Consider the following 17157-nt stretch of genomic DNA (forward strand, 5'->3'; position numbering starts at 1 on the left):
AACCAGCACCCGGAGGCCCGGTGGAGCCGTCCCGCACGCCAGAACAGCCCCGGCGCCGCACCCCGCAGGCGCAGCGCACCCCACAGGCGCAGCGCAAGTCCGAGAGCCGCGCCCGCCTCATCGACGCGGCAGCCGACCTCTTCGCCCACAAGGGGTTCCACGCCGTCTCCGCCGAAGCCGTCGCCGAGGCGGCCGGACGCACCACGGGCGCGCTGTACAGCCACTTCGGCGGCAAGGAGGGCCTGCTGCTGGCGCTCCTGGAGGTCTGGAAGGAGCGCACGAGCGAGGAGCTGGCCGCGGAGATCGCGGCCGGGGACCCGGCCGACCCGGGCGTGCACTTCTCCGCGATGTGGGGCAGCCTCACCCGCCCGCACCCCGAGCACGGCGACTCCTGGCTGCTCCTGGAGACCGAGCTGTGGCTGCACGCCGCCCGCGGCCCCCTCATCGGGGACCGGCTCGCCCAGCGCTACACCGAGATCCGCACCCGGCTCGGCGAAGGGCTGGCCGACTGGGCCGAGGCCACCGGAACCCCCCTGACCCGTACGCCGCAGGAGACCGGCGCCCTCGTGCTCGGCATCCTCCTGGGCCTCTCCATGCAGCACCGACTCGAACCGCGCGCCGTCCCCGACGGGCTCGTCATCGAGGCCCTCGGCACCGTCCTGGGACTCGGCGGGGCCACGACTCCGATCCGTCCGACGAAGGGAACCGCCCCGTGCTGCCCACCGGCGAGATAGACCTCCTTGAGGACACCTGGGCCCGCGAGGTCCCGCACGCCCAGTTCACCCGGCTGCGCCGCGAGGACCCGGTCCACTGGCACGAGGTGCCGGGCCGGCACGCCGGCTTCTACGCCGTCACCCGCCACGCCGACGTCAAGGCCGTCAGCCGCGATCCCGAGCTGTGGTCCACCGAACTCGGCTCCTTCATGATCCGCGACCAGAACCCCAAGTCCCTGGAGACCCTGCGCCTGGTCCTGCTGGGCATGGACGCCCCGCGCCACTCCCGGTACCGCTCGCTGGTCAGCGCGGGTTTCACGCCCCGGGTCGTACGCAGGCTCGCGGCCCGGATCCAGGAGCGGGCGGTGACCCTGGTGGAGCGCGCGGTCACCCCGGGCCGGGACATGGACTTCGTCGCGGAGGTCGCGGCCTGGCTGCCGATCCAGACGATCTGCGAGATGGTCGGCGTGCCCGAGGGGGACGAGCGGCTGATCTTCGAGTGGAGCAACCGGATGGCGGGCTCCCAGGACCCCGAGCTCTCGGCTGGCAAGCACGACAGCGACATGGCGGCCGCCGAGATCTACGCCTACTGCGACGCGCTGGCCGCGGAGCGGCGGGCCCGCCCGCGGGAGGACATCCTCTCGACGCTGGTGCACGCCGAGGTCGACGGGGACCGGCTGTCGCCGGACGAGATCAACATGTTCTTCGTCCTGCTCTGCGTCGCCGGCAACGAGACCACCCGCAATCTGCTCTCCGGTGCCCTGATCGCCCTGATCGACCACCCTTCGGCGCGCGCCGAACTGGCCGCGGCCCCCGAGGACGAGGCCCTGTGGACCACGGCGACGGAGGAGTTCCTGCGCTGGGGCGGCTCGATCCACAACTTCCGGCGCACGGCCACCCGTGACACCGTGCTGCGCGGTCGGCCCGTCGCCGAGGGGCAGAAGGTGGTCACCTACTACACCTCCGCCAACCGCGACGAGGAGGTCTTCGCCGACCCCTTCGCCTTCGACATCCGGCGCACCCCGAACGAGCACCTCACCTTCGGGGGCGGCGGCCCCCACTTCTGCCTGGGGGCCGGCCTCGCCCGCACCCAGATCAAGGCCCTGGTCCGGGAGCTCCTGCGGCGGCATCCGGAGGTGTCCCTCTCGGGGGAGGTGCGCCGCCTGCGCTCGGACTTCATCAACGGGGTCAAGTACCTCCCGGTGCGCTTCGGATAGCCGCTCCCGGGACTTTCGGCCCTGCCGGGGCACTGTGCGTCGCTGTTAGAGTGGTCGGCAGCGAAGGGGAGTAGTCCCGAAAACCGCTGGTCGACATACTGGACGCCCCGACGGGTCCCGGCCACCGGGCCACCGCGCTTCACGCGCGGGGCGGACGAGACCTTCGGCCAAGGCATGACCCGTCCCACATCACCGTGTGGGCCGCTTCGTCGTGCCGGGCCGAGTGGTTCTTCCCGTCGCCTCCCCGCTGGGTGCCGATCCGAGCCATCTGAGCCCGGCTCCAGCAGAAAGCAGCACCCGGAATGGCTCTCGACCCCGTGGCGATCTTCACCGCCTTCGGTCTGATCTTCCTCGCCGAGCTCCCCGACAAGACCATGTTCGCCTCGCTGGCCATGGGCACCCGGATGCGCCCGCTGTACGTGTGGTTCGGCACCTCCACCGCGTTCATCGTCCACGTGGCCATCGCGGTCGGCGCCGGAAGCCTGATCGGCATGCTGCCGAACATGGCCGTCAAGCTCACCTCCGCCGCCCTGTTCGCCTTCGGCGCCATCGTCATGATGCGCTCCGGCGCCGACGACGACGAGGCGGACTCGGCGGCCAAGGCCGTCACCGGCTTCTGGCCCGTCTTCACCACGGCGTTCATGGCCGTCTTCATCGGCGAGTGGGGCGACCTGACGCAGATCACGACCGCCAACCTCGCCGCCACCAACGGCTGGCCGCCCACCGCCATCGGCTCGGCGGCAGCCCTCATGTCGGTGTCCGCCCTCGCCCTGGTCGTGGGCCGGTTCATCGCCAAGCGGGTCCCTCTCAAGACCGTTCAGCGCTTCGGCGCCCTGTGCATGGCCGCGCTGGCCGTCTGGACGCTCGTCGAAGCCTTCACCGGCTGATCTTCCGGGTCACTCGCCCCGCGGCGCGGCCTTGAGCAGGGCGAAGACCGCCCCGCTCGGGTCCGCCAGCCAGGCGATCCGCCCGACGTCGGGCACGTCCGCGCCCGGCATCAGCACCGTGCCGCCGCTGGTGCGCGCGGTGCTCACGACGGCGTCCACGTCCGCGACCGCGAAGTACGGCACCCAGCGGGCGTCGCGCTCCCCCTCCATCAGCGGTGCCACCCCTCCGAAGGAGCCGTCCTCCTGGTCCCCGTCGGCGGTGCTGAGCACCTGGTAGGTCATGCCGGGCGCCTCCATCGCCTGTGAGCGCATCCCGAAGAGGGCCCCGTAGAAGGCCAGCGCCGCCATCGGGTCCGGTACGTGCAGTTCGACCCAGCACAGCGCGTTGTCGGCGGAGGCCAGCTCCAGGCCCGGGGTCCGGCCCGGCTGCCAGACGGCGAAGTCGGCGCCCTGCTGGTCGGTGTACTGCGCGAGCCACCCCTCCCCCATGACGTCCATCGGCTCGACGCGTACGGCGCCCCCGCCGTCGCGCACGCCGCGGGTGGTGGCCTCCGCGTCGTCGGTCCGGAAGTACACGGTCCACGCGGAGGTCGCCCCCGGGTCGAGCTGCCCGACCGCGGCGACGGTCTTCCCGTCCACCTGGAAGAACCCGTACCCGCCGGTCTCGGGCCCGAGCAGGTGGAACTCCCAGCCGAAGACGGCCCGGTAGAAGGCGGCGGCCCGGGGGATGTCGGGGCTCCCGAGGTCGATCCAGTTGGGCGAGCCGGTGCGGTAGTCGGTACCGAGCATGGAGTCCTCCTGCGATGGGGTTTCGGATGCGAGGTACCCGCAGAGTGGCCCCTCACCCCGGCATCCCCTCCCAGCGCCACACGTACGGGTCCCCCCGGCACACCGCATTCGGCCGGTGCGCGCGCCCGCCGGCCCGCCCGCCGGCCCGCCCGCCGGGCCGCCCACCGGGCCGTCGGTCGCCCACCCGCCCGGTCGCATCCCGCGCCGCAGGCCCGGTTCTAGTAGGGACCGCCGCGGAACACCACGCTGCCCTGGTGGCGCGGGCGGTCGCCCCGGTCGTGGGCCGCGTCGGAGCGGTCGGCCGGGGCCGAGAGCCCGGCGAGGGTCCGCAGGGTCTCCAGCCCGGCCAGTACCTCGTCACGGCGCGCTGCGGACTTCATCCAGGCCGGCAGCCGGGCGAACATCGACAGCGTCGGGGAGGTGTGGCGCTCGCGCAGCCGGGCGCCCACGTAGGCGGCGAGGGCTTCGACGTGCTCCTCGTCGTAGGCCCAGAGGATCCGTCCCGCACAGCGGGTCTGCAGCCAGAGCGGACGCCGGAAGAAGGGGTCCTCGGTGCCGCCGACCGAGACCCCGACCAGGGCGGCGCCCCGCTCCTGTGCCGTCCAGTCGGCGAGGGCCCCGCAGCCCGCGCAGGCGAGTCGGCGGGGCTGGAAGAGCAGGGCGCTGAAGTACTTCGGCTTCGGGAGGCCGGGCCGCGGCAGGACGAGCGCGCGGCCGCCGCACCGCGGACAGACCACGAGCACCCGGCCGGTGAACTGCGCCAGCCACGTGCCGTGGTCCTGGTGGCGGACGGGGCCGGCGGGTGCGGGCTCGGGCTCGGACTCGTGCTCCATGGAGGGGGAGGGCATGGGCGACATGCTGCCAGCCCCTCCCCCGCCGGGTACGTGCCACCCGGGACTCACCGCAGGGTGGGCGTGGTCTCGGTGTCGACGTGGGACAGCTTCTCCGGGTTGCGGACGAAGTAGAGGCCGGTGATGCGGGTCTCCTCGACGCGGACGGCGATGACTCCGTCGAGCACTCCGTCCACGTGGACGGCCAGGGCCGGGGTGCCGTTGACCATGGTCGGAGTGAAGGAGAGACCGATCCCGGCCTTCCCGGCCTTGCCCGTCATACCGGTGAACAGGCGGGCCACATGGAGGGCGCCCACGACCGGCCGCAGTGCGGCGTGCTTGATGCCGCCCCCGTCGCCCATGTAGACGACCTCGGGGGCGAGCACGTCGAGGAGGCCCTGCAGGTCCCCGGTTTCGAACGCCCGCTGGAACAGCTCGACGGCCACCCGTGCCTCGCTCGGGGAGACCGCCCGGCGGGGGCGGCGCGCGTCGACGTGCTTGCGGGACCGGTGGGCGATCTGCCGGACGGCCGCCGGCGTCTTGTCGACGGCGGTGGCGATCTCCTCGTAGTCGAGGCCGAACACCTCGCGGAGCACGAAGACGGCCCGCTCGGTCGGCCCGAGCGTCTCCAGGACCAGCATCATCGCCATCGACATGCTCTCGGCCAGTTCCACGTCCTCGGCCACGTCCGGCGTGGTGAGCAGCGGTTCCGGCAGCCACTGGCCGACGTAGGCCTCCTTGCGGCGGCTCATGGTGCGCAGCCGGTTCAGCGCCTGGCGGGTGGTGATCCGCACCAGGTAGGCGCGCTGGTCGCCGACCGTGTCCAGGTCGACGCCCGCCCAGCGCAGCCAGGTCTCCTGCAGCACGTCCTCGGCGTCGGCCGCCGAGCCGAGCATCTCGTAGGCGACGGTGAAGAGCAGGTTGCGGTGGGCGACGAAGGTGTCGGTCGCCGTATCGGGGGTCTGCAAGGGGGGTATGTCCACAGCTGGTTATCTTCCCGTCAAGTTCCGCCGGTCCACCGGCGGTTCGGATCGGTTCATGATCGACTCACGGCTCGACCCATGATCAACGCATAGGCCGGTCGACTCAAGCGTTCCGTCCGGCCGCGGTGTCCGTCTCCTTCGTTTCGCGGTTTCGGACACAAGACCCCCGACGGTCATGAGGGGTTGTACGCGCACTGCGCTTTCCGTCGTCCCGGCGACACGGGCCGCAGCGGTCAGCCGATCTTCCCGGGAGCGGCGGCCGTGGCCCGCAGCAGGTCCTCCAGGAGCGCGAAGTCGATCTTCTCCGGCTTGCGGAACCGCAGGCAGGCCTTGCCCATGTCGTGGTCCGCGAGCCGCTCCGCGAAGGCCTCGCGGACCTCGTCGCGCATCAGGTAGAAGGAGACGTACCGCTTCTGGCTCGCGAAGGCGATCTCCCCGACGCCTCCCCGTTCGTACACGGGCATCCCGTACGCCATCGCTTCGGTGAATCCGCGCAGCTCGGTACGGCACAGCTCACGCAGCCGGATCAGCGCCTCCCTGCGCTCCTCGGGGACCTCGGCGAGGTATGCGTCCACGTTCTCCGCCCGGCTCTGCACCATGGCTCCGAGCCTAGGCGAACCCGCACGGCACGTCCTCGCGCAACTCCGCGGTTGCGGGATATGGGAGGACGTGCAACCCTGGAGTTGCACCGAATCATGCGATGGCTTGCGACGAAGGAGTCCCTGATGAACGCGGACCGGATCGAACGCGACACCCTGATCGAGGCCTCCCTGGACCGGGTCTGGTCCCTGGTGGCCGAGCCCGGCTTCTGGGTGGCCGACGAGGGGAGCCTGGCCGGCACGGTGGCCCGGGAAGGGGAGTCGATCGTGGCGAAGAACAGCGAGTACGGCGAGTTCCCGGTACGGGTGGAGAAGGTCGACCCTCCGACCTACCTGGCGTACCGGTGGGCCAGCGCCTTCCCCGGACAGGAGCTGCGCGAGGACAACAGCACCCTGGTGGAGTTCACGCTGAGCCGCGAGGGCGACAAGACCCGGCTCCGCGTCGTGGAGAGCGGGTTCGCGGCCCTGGCCGGGTCCGAGGAGCTGCGCGGCAAGGCGCTGAAGGACAACACCGGCGGCTGGCCGCAGGTGCTCGACGCCTTCAAGAAGCGCGCCGAACAACCGGCCGCGTGAGCCAGGAACACCCCGGCGCCGACGAGGCGGTCGACCACGTCCTCGTCGCACTGGCCGACCCGACCCGGCGCAAGCTGCTCGGTCTGCTCGCCGCCCACGGCGAGGTCACCGCGACCACCCTTGCCGAGGGGCTGCCCGTCTCCCGGCAGGCGGTGGTCAAGCACCTCGCCGTCCTGGACGCCGCCGGGCTGGTCTCCGGCAGCCGGGTCGGACGCGAGGTCCGGTACACCGTGCGTCCCGCGGCCCTGGACGCGACGGCCAGGTGGATGGCCACCCTCGCCGCCGACTGGGACCGGCGGCTCGCGGCCGTCAAACGGATCGCCGAGGCGGCGGAACGGGATGCGCAGGAGGACACCACGGCCCGATAGTGGGAACTGTGAGCGACTGGCCAGAGGGAAGCGGACAAGACGCAGGAGCCGGCACGGGCGGCGCGGACCACGGCGGCGGGCAGGAGCCCGTCGCCTGGTCCGGGCCGGAGGGCGCGCGGGCCTTCGCCGCCGTGGAGGCGGCCACGGACTGGCTGCTCGGGTACCCCTTCGTCTTCCGGAGCCTGGCCCGCTGGGTCGGGAGCGGATCCGTCCTGGTGGACTACGGGTGCGGGCCGGGCAAGGTCGCCGACCGCGCGGCCCGGCAGCTCGGAGCGAAGGTGCTGGGGGTGGACACCTCCCCCGAGATGCTCGCGCTGGCCCGCGGCTCGGGGACGGCGGTCGCCGAGTACCACCTGGTCACGGACGGGCGGACGGCCTGCCTGGCCGACGGCAGCGCCGACGCCGTGATGTGCAACCACGTCCTGGCGTCGCTGCCCACCGAGGAGGCGGTGCTCGCGGTGTTCCGGGAGATCCGCCGGATCCTGCGCCCCGGCGGCCCGTTCGTCCTGCTGGCCACCGATCCCGCGTGCAGCGGGAGGGAGTACGCCTCGCTGAGCATCGGCGACCCTGGCGGCGCGTACGGCCCGGGCGACGAACTGCCCGTACGGCTCCGGCGCACGGACGGCAGCTGGCAGACGATGCCCAACCACGCCTGGCCCGTGGACTTCTACCCGGCCCTCCTGGAGCGGGCCGGATTCGCGGACCTCGTCCAGCACCGTCCGACGGTGGACGAGGCCCTCGGCCTCCCCGGTCTCGTCGACCCGGATCTCGCCGCCGGCCGCACCTGGTCGGCGGAGCGGTCCGCGCCCCCGCTGGTGATCACCACGGCACTGGCGGCCTGAGGGCGCGGGACCACCGGGTCTCAGCGCAGCCGGAGCACGCTTCGGACACCGGCGTGGTCGGAGGGCCACAGACCCGACGGGGTGCGGTCGGCCTGGGCGTGGCCCACCCGGTGGGCCGTCAGCGCCTTGACCTTGCCGCGGAAGAGCACGTAGTCGATGCGCTGGGTGAGCGTGGAGGTGGCGTTGCGCAGGTCGGGGGCCTGGCAGCAGGTGAATCCGGGGTCGCGCGGGCGGGTGGCGGTCCAGGCGTCGGTGAATCCGGCGGCGAGGAGGCGGTTGTGGCTCTGCGTGTCGGTGCCCGGCGTCGCACCGACTCCGCCGGCGGCCGAGTTGAGGTCGCCCAGCAGCACGGTGGGGAGCGTGGTGTTCAGCGGGCCGGCGATCAGTTCGTCGGCCTGTGCTTCCTGGACGGCGGGGGCTGCGGGCTCGAGATGGGTGGTCACCACGCGGGCCGTGCGTCCGCCCAGCGTGGCGTCCGCTGCGACCCAGCCGCGCTCGATGCGCAGCGGGGCATTGGGCGGGCAGCCCAGCACGGGGCGGCAGACGGGCAGGTGGCTCTGGAACCGGGCGGACTGCGGATTGGCCACGGAGAACTTGTGTGCGGGCAGGTCGGTGCGGGCCAGGAGCACGTCGCGGTCGGTGAGGCGGATGTCCTGCAGACCGCCGGGCGTGGAGCGAGGGGCCTCGAAGTCGCTGCCGACGGTGACGCTCGCCACGGCCGCGTAGTGCTTGCCCCGGGCGGAGAGCTCGTCGAGGAGGATCTGCAGGAAGTCGTACTCGACGTGGGTGGCGCTCCCCGGCCCGGCGGGCGTCTGACTGCGCCACAGCACGGCTTCCTGGACGCCGACGAGATGAGGATCGCTTTCGGCGATCTCGTCGGCCAGCGCTTCGGCCCGTTCTGGGAAGTCCGTCGCCTGGACGTTGGCCCATACCGCGGTCACCGCGGCGACGAGCCCCTGCGGGCTGGTGGCGGCGAGTACGGGTGCGAGGTCGGCGCCGAGGTAGAGGTTGCGGGTCATGACCCGCAAGGCCGTACGGCCGCCTTCGGCTTCGGCTTCGGCGGCCGAGGCCGCGCCGATCGACGCGGGTGCGAGGAGCGCGAGTGCGCACAGGGAGGAGGTGATCCAACGGCCGGCCATGCGGGCAGCCCTTCCGGTCGAGGCGGGCGAATGCCCGCATACGCGCCGAAATCTAGATCGGCTGAAGGCCTCTGACGATCCGGGGTGAGCTGGACGGCCTACGGGCGCCTCGCGTCCTCCTCGCGGAACGGCGCCGCCACCGTCTGCTCAGCAGGCGCAGGAGATGCCCGAGCGCGGGGCGGTCAGATCGTCGATGGCGCGCTGGTCGGTGCCCTGGGCGGTCTCGAAGGCGAAGCCCTCGCGGACCCAGTACTCGAATCCGCCGAGCATCTCCTTCACCTGGTAGCCCAGGCGGGCGAAGGCCAGCGCGGCGCGCGTGGCGCCGTTGCAGCCGGGGCCCCAGCAGTAGGTGACCACGGTCAGGGCCGGGTCGATCAGCGTCGGCGCCAGTTCCGCGATCCGTGCGGTGGGCAGGTGCAGCGCCCCCGGGATGTGGCCCTGGTCCCAGGCGGCCTCGCTGCGGGAGTCGACCACGACCAGACCGGGGACACCGGAGAGCAGGTCGGCCCGTACGTCCGAGACGTCCGCCTCGAAGGCGAGCCGCGCGGCGTAGTGGGCGGCTGCGACGGCCGGAGCCGCGGCGGGGACGGAGAGAACGGCGCTGGTGGGCTCGTCGGTCACGGTGGACGGGGCGGTCAGGGCGGACGGGACGGTCAGGGTGGTCGCGGCGGTGACGATGGACGAGGCGGTCACGGACATCGGGGAACTCCTTGTACGGGGCGGAGGGCGGGGGTTCGCCGACCGGGTGGACTCCCTTGCGGCGATGACTCCATCCTCTGTCCCTGCCACCTCCACGACGAGTGGCGTAAACGCCTTCACTCGTCAAGATCCCGCCAGGGGCGCGGTGACCCTGACGAACGCCTTCCGGTAGGCCGTCGGCGTCGTGCGCATCTGCCGGGTGAAGTGGTGGCGGTAGGTCGCGGTGGAGTCGAAGCCGACCGCCGCGGCGACCTCGTCCACCGTGCCCTCTCCCGACTCCAGCAACGGCAGGCTCGCCGCGATCCGCTGGGAGACCACCCAGCGGATCGGGCTCACACCGTTGCGGCGGGTGAAGTGGCGGAGGAAGGAGCGCTCGGACATGTTCGCCGCGCGCGCCAGGGCCGGGACCGAGAGCGGGCCGTACAGCCGCTGCAGGGCCCAGGCCATGCTCCGGGAGATCCCGTCGTCGGCGCCGTCGGGTCCTATCTCCCCCACCGCCGCCTCGATGAACTGGGCCTGCCCGCCCTCGCGATGGGGTGGCACGACGAAGCGGCGGGCCACGGTGTTGGCGACGGCGGCCCCGTGGTCGGCGCGGACCAGGTAGAGACAGAGGTCGATGCCCGCGGCGCTGCCCGCGCTGGTCAGGACGTCGCCGTTGTCGACGTAGAGGACGTCCGCGTCGACCTCGACCGCGGGGTGGCGCTCGGCGAGGGTGCGGGCGTAGCGCCAGTGGGTGGTGGCCCGGCGGCCGTCGAGGAGACCGGTCGCGGCGAGCGCGAAGGCGCCCGAGCAGATGGAGACCAGGCGGGCGCCCCGGGCGTGGGCCTTGAGCAGGGCGTCGACCAGCGCGGGCGCGATGGTGCCGCCCGCCGGGGAGACTCCGGGGATGATCACGGTGTCCGCGGCGGAGAGGGCGTCGAGCCCGTGCTCGGCGCGGAGGGTGAACCCGCCCACCACGCGCAGGTCCCGGCCGGGTTCCGCCGAGCAGACCCGCAGCTCGTACCAGGGCAGGTCCCCCAGCTCGGGGCGGGCGAGGCCGAACACCTCGACCACCACGCCCAGTTCGAAGGGCGCCATTCCGTCGAAGGCGAGTACGGCCACCACATGGGCCGGGGCCGGCTTCTTGAGGTGAAGGGGTACGGCCTGGGAAGTCATGGCCGTACTGTAGCCAGCCGTCCTCACCGGGCCTCATCGGGCGGGTGGCGGAGGGGGCGCGCAGTGCGTGGAGGGCGGCGAGGAGGAATACGCACTCCTTGCCATGTACAACATATAGCGCACTGGGGGGCTTGCGGCAAGGCCCCCGGCCTGGGGCAAAATCGCGGACCTAGGCCAGAACTTGCCGAAAAATGGGAGATTCACTCAGTGCGTTCCGATATGTCAGCTCTTGGATCACACGGTTCCGTCGAGGCGGTGGCGACCACCACCAGTGCGTTCGAACTTCCCGACCACCTTTCCCCCAAGGCCGACCCGGCACTGATCGCCGGCGACGAACGGCACTTCGCCGCCGTCTCGCAGTGCCTGGAGCAGACGATCGCCGAACTGTCCGACCGCCTGGAGGCCACACGCAAGGCGCCCGGCGGCATCGGCCGGGAGGCGATGGACCGCGACGCGGAGATCCACCGGCTGACCAGCCGGCTGCGCACCCTGCGCCGCTTCGGGCTGGACCTGTGCCTGGGGCACATCGTCCCCGCCGACGGCTCCGAGCCCGTGTACATCGGCCGCCTCGGCCTCACCGACAGCGCGGGCAACCGACTGCTGCTGGACTGGCGCTCCCCCGCGGCCGAGCCCTTCTTCGCGGCGACGCACGCCGCCCCGATGGGTCTGGCGAGCCGTCGCAGGTACCGCTGGACCCGCGGGCGGATCAGCGACTACTGGGACGAGGTGTTCGCCGCGGACGGGCTCGAAGGGCGTGCCGCGCTCGACGACCAGTCCGCGTTCATCGCGAGCCTGGGCTCCAACCGGTCGGCCCGGATGCGCGACGTGCTCGCCACCATCCAGACCGACCAGGACGCCATCATCCGGGCCGGATCCCGGGGCGCCCTCGTCGTCGACGGCGGTCCGGGCACGGGCAAGACCGTCGTCGCCCTGCACCGCACCGCCCACCTGCTCTACTCCGACCCCCGGCTGGGTCACCGCCGCGGCGGCGTGCTGTTCGTCGGCCCGAGCCGGCCCTACCTGGCCTACGTCTCGGACGTGCTGCCCAGCCTCGGCGAGGAGGGCGTGCAGACCTGCACCCTGCGCGACCTCGTCACGGAGGGAGCCGGAGCGGCGGTCGAGGCAGATCAGCGCGTGGCCCTCCTGAAATCCTCCGCCGGCCTGGTGAAGGCGGTCGAGGCGGCGGTGCGCATCTACGAGGAGCCGCCCACCCAGGGGACGACCGTCTCCAGCCACTGGTCGGACCTCTGGCTCGGCCCCGACGACTGGGCGGCCGCGTTCGGGGCGGTGGAACCGGGCACCCCGCACAACGAGGCGCGCGACCAGATCCTGGAGGAGCTGCTCACGATCCTGATGGACCAGGACGACAGCGACGTCGCGCCGCACCTGCTGCGCCGTTCGCTGCTCCAGGACCGGGAGTTCATCACCACCCTCAACCGTGCCTGGCCGATGCTCGATGCGGGCGAGCTCGTCGGAGACCTCTGGTCGGTGCCCGCCTACCTGCGCAAGTGCGCTCCGTGGCTCGGGCCCGACGACGTGTCCCTCCTCCAGCGCGCCGACGCCCAGGCCTGGACGGTGTCGGACCTGCCGATCCTGGACGCGGCCCGGCAGCGGCTCGGCGACGCCGAGGCCTCCGTGCGCAAGCGCCGGCACGAGGCCGCCGTCGCCGCCGAGCGTGCGCGCAGGTCCGAGGTCATCGACCGGCTGCTCCAGGACACCGAGATCGACGAGAGCCAGGGCGCGGTGGGGATGCTGCGGGGACAAGATCTGCAGGACGCCCTGATCGACGGGGACGCACTGCCCGGCACCGAACCCGACCTGCTCGCAGGCCCGTTCGCCCACATCGTCGTGGACGAGGCGCAGGAACTGACCGATGCCGAATGGCAGATGCTGCTGGCCCGCTGCCCGTCGCGGAGCTTCACGATCGTCGGGGACCGCGCGCAGGCCCGACACGGGTTCACCGAGTCGTGGCGGGAGCGGCTCGAACGGGCCGGGGTCGACCGGATCACCATGGCCTCCCTGAGCGTCAACTACCGCACCCCGGAGGAGGTCATGGCCGAGGCGGAGCCGGCCATCCGCGCCGCACTTCCCGACGCGAACGTACCGACGTCGGTCCGCAGCAGCGGCATCCCCGTCGCGCACGGCCGCACCGAGGACCTGGCCGCGGTCCTCGGCGACTGGCTCGACGCCCACGCCGACGGGGTCGCCTGCGTCATCACTGCCACCGGCGTCGACGACGGCACGTTCCCGGCGAGCTCCCGCGTCCGCGTGCTGACGCCGACCCTGTCGAAGGGACTCGAATTCGACCTGGTCGTCCTCATCGACCCGGACACTTTCGGCGAGGGCATCGAAGGCGCCGTCGACCGCTACGTCGCGATGACCCGCGCAACCCAGCGCCTCGTCATCCTCAGGAGCTCCTGAGCCGACGCGGCCCGGGCCCGGGAGGAGCGCGTTAACCTCTGGCCTGAGCCGCGTACGGCGGTCGGGGGGACAGAGGGGTACCAGGGGTGGGACTTCACCAGACCGATCCGCTCGTCGTGGGCGGGTACCGGCTGCAGGACCGGCTCGGCGCAGGTGGAATGGGCACGGTGTTCCTGGCTCGGAGCATCGAGTCCGGGCGGATGGTGGCGGTCAAGGTCGTTCACCAGCAGTTCGCGGACGACCGGGAGTTCCGGATCCGCTTCCGCCAGGAGGTGGCCTCGGCGCGGAGGGTCTCGGGGGCCTTCACCGCCCCGGTGGTGGACGCCGACCCCGATGCGGAACGCCCTTGGATGGCCACCCAGTTCGTGCCGGGCCCCACCCTGGGGGCCACGGTACGGGCCGAAGGGCCGCTCGGTGGCCCCGCCCTGCGGCAGTTGGCGGTGGGGCTCGCCGAGGCGCTGCGCGACATCCACCGGGTCGGGGTCGTCCACCGCGATCTCAAGCCGGACAACGTCCTGTTGACCGAGGACGGCCCGCGCGTCATCGACTTCGGGATCTCAAGGGCCGTCGACCACGAGACCCTCACCGTGACCGGCAGGATCCTGGGAACTCCTCCGTACATGTCGCCCGAGCAGCTGTCCGCCCCGCACCGGGTCAAGCAGGCCTCCGACGTCTTCTCCCTCGGCGCCGTCCTGGTGTACGCGACCACCGGGCACGGTCCGTTCGACGCCCCGTCCCACTACCTGACCGCCTACAACGTGGTCCACGAGCCCGCTGCGGTGGCGGAGCTGTCCGGTACGGTCCGCGAGCTCGTCCAGTGGTGTCTGGCGAAGGACCCGGTGGACCGGCCCACGCCGGACGAGCTCCTCGAGGCCTTCCGGGAGGCGCCGGAGGGCGACTGGGGTGCCCGCCCGCCGTCGCCCGCCGCCGAACCGGCTCGGGCGCCCGCGCGCGGGGGCCGGCTGCTTTCGCGACGCAGCGCACTGGTCGCAGGTGTGGTCGGGCTGGCCGGAGCCGGAGCCCTCGGCTCGTGGGCGAGCGGGGCGTGGACGGCCGGCGGTCCATCCGGATCGTCCGGCGGTTCCCGGGGAGGCCCGCCGGGGGCCGGTCCCCGGCCGGCCCACGAGGGCTCCGCCGGTCTGCAACCGGCCGGATGGGCCGTGTGGGAGCAGAAGCTGAGCCCTCAGGACCTGGGCGTCACGACCTGTCATGCCGCGGGTCCGGTGCTGTTGTGCACCTCGTCGCCCGGTACCGGGCGGATCGCGGCGTTCGACGCCGGGAACGGCAAGCGGTTGTGGGGGAACGACTTCCCGACGAGCATCGAGCTCCTGGGCCTGTCCGCCGCAGGCGATGTGGCCTACTGCCTGGAGGCCGACGAGGCGGATCCAGGTCAGGGCGGTCACGTCGCCGCCTTGAACACCGCGACCGGTGCGCGGATGTGGTCCACCCCTCCCGGTACGGCCGATCCGATCGCGGGCGGCGTGTACGCCGGCGACGCGATCGTCACCTTCGCCGCCAAGGGATCCCTCCACGCCTGGCATCCCGCGACGGGCGAGCAGAAGTGGCAGGAGGACGGGGTCCGGGGCGTCGGCTCCCGGCTCTTCATCGCCTACGGTCACCTCTTCCGCGTCTCGGGCCTGGACACACCCGGCGCCCACGTGCTGTGGGAGCACTCGCTCCAGAAGGGCGGGGCCGTGTGGAGCCAGGACTTCGGAGCCTCGGTCCCCCTCGCCATCGGGAAGAGCTCGGTGCTGCTGCGCAGAACGGACGGCACCATCTGCCACAGCGTATTTCGGGCTCGTGCGACCCCTACGACCCTGCCCGCCGCCATGGAGTACGTGGAAGCGGGCGGTACCTACTACGGAATGGCCCCGGACGGAACGGTGACCGCGGCCGATGACATCACGGGCGAGCCGCTCTGGACGGCCGAGTCGTGGTACCTCAAGGAGTGGACGCGCAGCGGGAGAAGCCCGCTGCGGGTGTCCGCCGGGCGGGTGCACGTTCCGGGCACGGACGGGAGCGTCCACTGCTTCGCCGCCGACAGCGGGGACCTGCTGTGGCAGAGCGCGGCGCGCCAGGACGACAGTGCGAGCGCCCGGCGCGAGTGGCCGGGCATCGCGATCCACGGTGACCTCGTCCACCTCCTGACGGGCGACACCGTGGTCGCGTTGCGCCCGCGGATCTAGCGCAGGGCTCCGAAGGCCTTCGTGAAGGCCAGGGGCTGCTGGAGGATCGAGCTGCACGTCGCGTCCGCGTAGTTCACGACTCCGGCCGGGCACTGCCGGTCGCGGGTCGCGGACCACATCGCCAGCCTGCCGATTCCCTTCTCCTTCGCGAAGTCCACGAGCTGGGTGGCGTCGGCGACGGTGAAGACCTCGGTCGTGACGTCGTTGATGCCGATCATCGGTGTGACGGCGACGGTCTTCCAGGCCGCCGCGTCGGTGAGGCCCAGTACGCCCTTGATCTGGGCCTGCGTGGCCGTGGCGGCCTGGATCGCGTACCGGCCCATGTCACCGCTGTAGGCGGGTCCGTAGTCCATGGCCATGATGTTGACGCCGTGGATGCGCACGCCGGCCTTCTTCGCGTCCGCCAACAGGGCCACGCCCGGCTGTGTGAGCCCCTCGGGCATCACAGGCAGGGTGAAGGCCACGTCGAGTCCCGGGTGGGAGGACTGCAGCAGGGTGATGGCCTGCGCGCGGCGGGTGTTGGCGGCGGTGTCGGGCAGGGCCGCGCCCTCGATGTCGAAGTCGACCTTGGTCAGCCGGTACTGGTCGACGACCTTGCCGTAGGCGGCGGCGAGCTCCTGCGCGGAGCCGCAGTTCAGGGCCAGTTCGTGGCCGGCGGCTCCGCCGAAGGAGACGCGCACGTCGCCGCCCTTGGCCCGCAGGGCGCCGATCTGCGCGGCGACCTTGTCGTCTCCGAGCCCGGTGACCCCGCCCCACAGCGGGGCGCAGCCGCCGCCGGAGGTGATGAAGGCGAGGTGGAACTCCTTGACGCCGGTCTTGGCCGCCGTGTCGACCAGGTCGTAGGCCGGGTGGAGGGAGGTGTCCACGTAGGGCGCGAAGCGCGCGCCGCCGGCCGGGTTCCCGGTCGGGGGCGGGGTCGTGGCGGTGGCCGAAGCGGTGGGTGTGGCGGTCTTGGTCGGCTGCCCGGTGGGGGTCGCGGGAGCGCTCGTACCGGCCGTCGGCGCCGGCGTCGGCGCGGTGGTCGGGGCGCCCGTGGGGGCGGTGGTGGGACGGCCGCCCGGCGGGGGCGTCGGGCCTTGTTCCGCCGAGCACTTGGCCCCGTTGATGCGGCAGGCCGTCGGGTTGCCCGCGTTTGCGCTCGCGCTCGTGACGAAGCCGATCGTGACGGAGGCTCCCGCGGCCAGCTCCTTGTTCCATGCCGCCGGTTTCACGGTGACGTGGCGGCCGCCGACCGTGTGCGAGCCGTTCCACAGGGAGGCGATCGTGGTGCCGGCGGGCAGGTCGAACTCCAGGGTCCAACCGGTCTGCGCCCGGGTCGTGTTGTTGGTGATCACGTACGTTCCGGTGTACCCGCCGCTCCAGGAGCTCGACTTCGTGTACACCGCGCCGACCGAGGCGGCCTGGGCCGTACCCGTGAAGGCGAAGGCGGCGGCTGCGATCAGCACCGCCACCGCCGTACCGCCCGCGGCCTTGGCCTTCTTGCCCGTCCTGCGCCGGTGACCGGTCGTGCTGCCCATCGCGTGCCTGCCTCTGAATTGCTGGGGAGTTCGGGGTGCGGCAGCACGCTAGCCGCCCCGAAGCGGACATTTGATCGATTCGGGGCGGCGATGGCGAACCTTAGGTTCCACTTAAGGAAGCGATCGGGCGACCTTAAGGCGGCGGGCGCCGCTCCGGCCGAGGCGCCGTCAAGTCCGCTCCGTGAACAGTCGGTTGATCTTCGGGGCACGCACGTCCGATGCGACATATGCTCCCTCCG

At 72.4% G+C, this 17157-nt stretch carries 16 protein-coding genes; 8 read left to right on the forward strand and 8 right to left on the reverse strand.

Annotation, left to right across the window (positions count from 1 at the left end; genetic code table 11):
- Positions 1-20 precede the first annotated feature (20 nt).
- The 3 genes from OG898_RS29935 to OG898_RS29945 all read left to right on the forward strand — a co-directional run bounded on the left by OG898_RS29935 (position 21) and on the right by OG898_RS29945 (position 2817).
- A complete protein-coding gene (locus OG898_RS29935) occupies positions 21-734 on the forward strand; it encodes a TetR/AcrR family transcriptional regulator (RefSeq protein WP_250745713.1) in 714 nt (237 codons plus the stop codon).
- The gene (locus OG898_RS29940) at positions 713-1930 is read left to right on the forward strand and encodes a cytochrome P450 (RefSeq protein ID WP_266961161.1); all 1218 of its coding nucleotides are present in this window, start codon (positions 713-715) and stop codon (positions 1928-1930) included. The genes OG898_RS29935 and OG898_RS29940 overlap by 22 nt, the downstream gene beginning before the upstream one ends.
- A 302-nt stretch (positions 1931-2232) precedes the next feature.
- Entirely contained in the window at positions 2233-2817 is a 585-nt protein-coding gene (locus OG898_RS29945) for a TMEM165/GDT1 family protein (protein ID WP_266961163.1), read from the forward strand.
- Positions 2818-2826: 9 nt separating this feature from the next.
- Here OG898_RS29945 and OG898_RS29950 read toward each other — a convergent pair whose 3' ends face one another.
- The 4 genes from OG898_RS29950 to OG898_RS29965 all read right to left on the reverse strand — a co-directional run bounded on the left by OG898_RS29950 (position 2827) and on the right by OG898_RS29965 (position 6018).
- Positions 2827-3606, reverse strand: a complete 780-nt coding sequence (locus OG898_RS29950) for a VOC family protein (protein ID WP_266961165.1) — start codon at positions 3604-3606, stop codon at positions 2827-2829.
- A 218-nt stretch (positions 3607-3824) separates the two neighbouring features.
- Positions 3825-4454 carry a hypothetical protein gene (locus OG898_RS29955; RefSeq protein ID WP_266961167.1) on the reverse strand — a complete coding sequence of 210 codons (630 nt, stop codon included), beginning with the start codon at positions 4452-4454 and terminating at the stop codon, positions 3825-3827.
- A gap of 50 nt (positions 4455-4504) precedes the next feature.
- Entirely contained in the window at positions 4505-5419 is a 915-nt protein-coding gene (locus tag OG898_RS29960) for an RNA polymerase sigma-70 factor (RefSeq protein WP_250745708.1), read from the reverse strand.
- Between the two features lie 233 nt (positions 5420-5652).
- Positions 5653-6018, reverse strand: a complete 366-nt coding sequence (locus OG898_RS29965) for an iron chaperone (RefSeq protein ID WP_266961169.1) — start codon at positions 6016-6018, stop codon at positions 5653-5655.
- 126 nt (positions 6019-6144) lie between these two features.
- On the opposite strand from OG898_RS29965, the gene OG898_RS29970 reads away from it, so the two are divergent.
- From OG898_RS29970 to OG898_RS29980, 3 genes are read left to right on the forward strand one after another with little or no spacing between them, the layout of a single operon-like run.
- A complete protein-coding gene (locus tag OG898_RS29970) occupies positions 6145-6591 on the forward strand; it encodes an SRPBCC domain-containing protein (RefSeq protein ID WP_250745706.1) in 447 nt (148 codons plus the stop codon).
- Positions 6588-6959, forward strand: coding sequence for a helix-turn-helix transcriptional regulator (locus OG898_RS29975; protein ID WP_250745705.1), 372 nt, complete (start codon positions 6588-6590; stop codon positions 6957-6959). Before OG898_RS29970 ends, OG898_RS29975 begins: the two co-directional genes overlap by 4 nt.
- 8 nt (positions 6960-6967) lie before the next feature.
- Positions 6968-7801, forward strand: a complete 834-nt coding sequence (locus OG898_RS29980; protein ID WP_250745704.1) for a class I SAM-dependent methyltransferase — start codon at positions 6968-6970, stop codon at positions 7799-7801.
- A gap of 20 nt (positions 7802-7821) precedes the next feature.
- On the opposite strand, the gene OG898_RS29985 is transcribed toward OG898_RS29980, so the two are convergent.
- The 3 genes from OG898_RS29985 to OG898_RS29995 all read right to left on the reverse strand — a co-directional run bounded on the left by OG898_RS29985 (position 7822) and on the right by OG898_RS29995 (position 10794).
- Positions 7822-8940, reverse strand: coding sequence for an endonuclease/exonuclease/phosphatase family protein (locus OG898_RS29985; protein ID WP_250745703.1), 1119 nt, complete (start codon positions 8938-8940; stop codon positions 7822-7824).
- 147 nt (positions 8941-9087) lie between these two features.
- Complete coding sequence (locus OG898_RS29990; protein ID WP_266961173.1) at positions 9088-9639, reverse strand: rhodanese-like domain-containing protein; 552 nt, start codon at positions 9637-9639, stop codon at positions 9088-9090.
- Between the two features lie 123 nt (positions 9640-9762).
- On the reverse strand, positions 9763-10794 hold the full coding sequence (locus tag OG898_RS29995; RefSeq protein ID WP_250745701.1) for a helix-turn-helix domain-containing protein: 1032 nt from the start codon (positions 10792-10794) through the stop codon (positions 9763-9765).
- Between the two features lie 255 nt (positions 10795-11049).
- On the opposite strand from OG898_RS29995, the gene helR reads away from it, so the two are divergent.
- Together helR and OG898_RS30005 are read left to right on the forward strand one after the other, a co-directional pair.
- Positions 11050-13215, forward strand: coding sequence for an RNA polymerase recycling motor ATPase HelR (helR, locus tag OG898_RS30000; protein ID WP_266961175.1), 2166 nt, complete (start codon positions 11050-11052; stop codon positions 13213-13215).
- An 86-nt stretch (positions 13216-13301) separates the two neighbouring features.
- Positions 13302-15401, forward strand: a complete 2100-nt coding sequence (locus OG898_RS30005) for a protein kinase (RefSeq protein WP_266961177.1) — start codon at positions 13302-13304, stop codon at positions 15399-15401.
- Here OG898_RS30005 and OG898_RS30010 read toward each other — a convergent pair.
- The gene (locus OG898_RS30010; RefSeq protein ID WP_266961179.1) at positions 15398-16918 is read right to left on the reverse strand and encodes a cellulose binding domain-containing protein; all 1521 of its coding nucleotides are present in this window, start codon (positions 16916-16918) and stop codon (positions 15398-15400) included. The two genes, OG898_RS30005 and OG898_RS30010, sit on opposite strands and share 4 nt — an antisense overlap.
- Positions 16919-17157 lie beyond the last annotated feature (239 nt).

Source organism: Streptomyces sp. NBC_00193, assembly GCF_026342735.1.
Lineage (GTDB): Bacteria > Actinomycetota > Actinomycetes > Streptomycetales > Streptomycetaceae > Streptomyces > Streptomyces stoeckheimensis.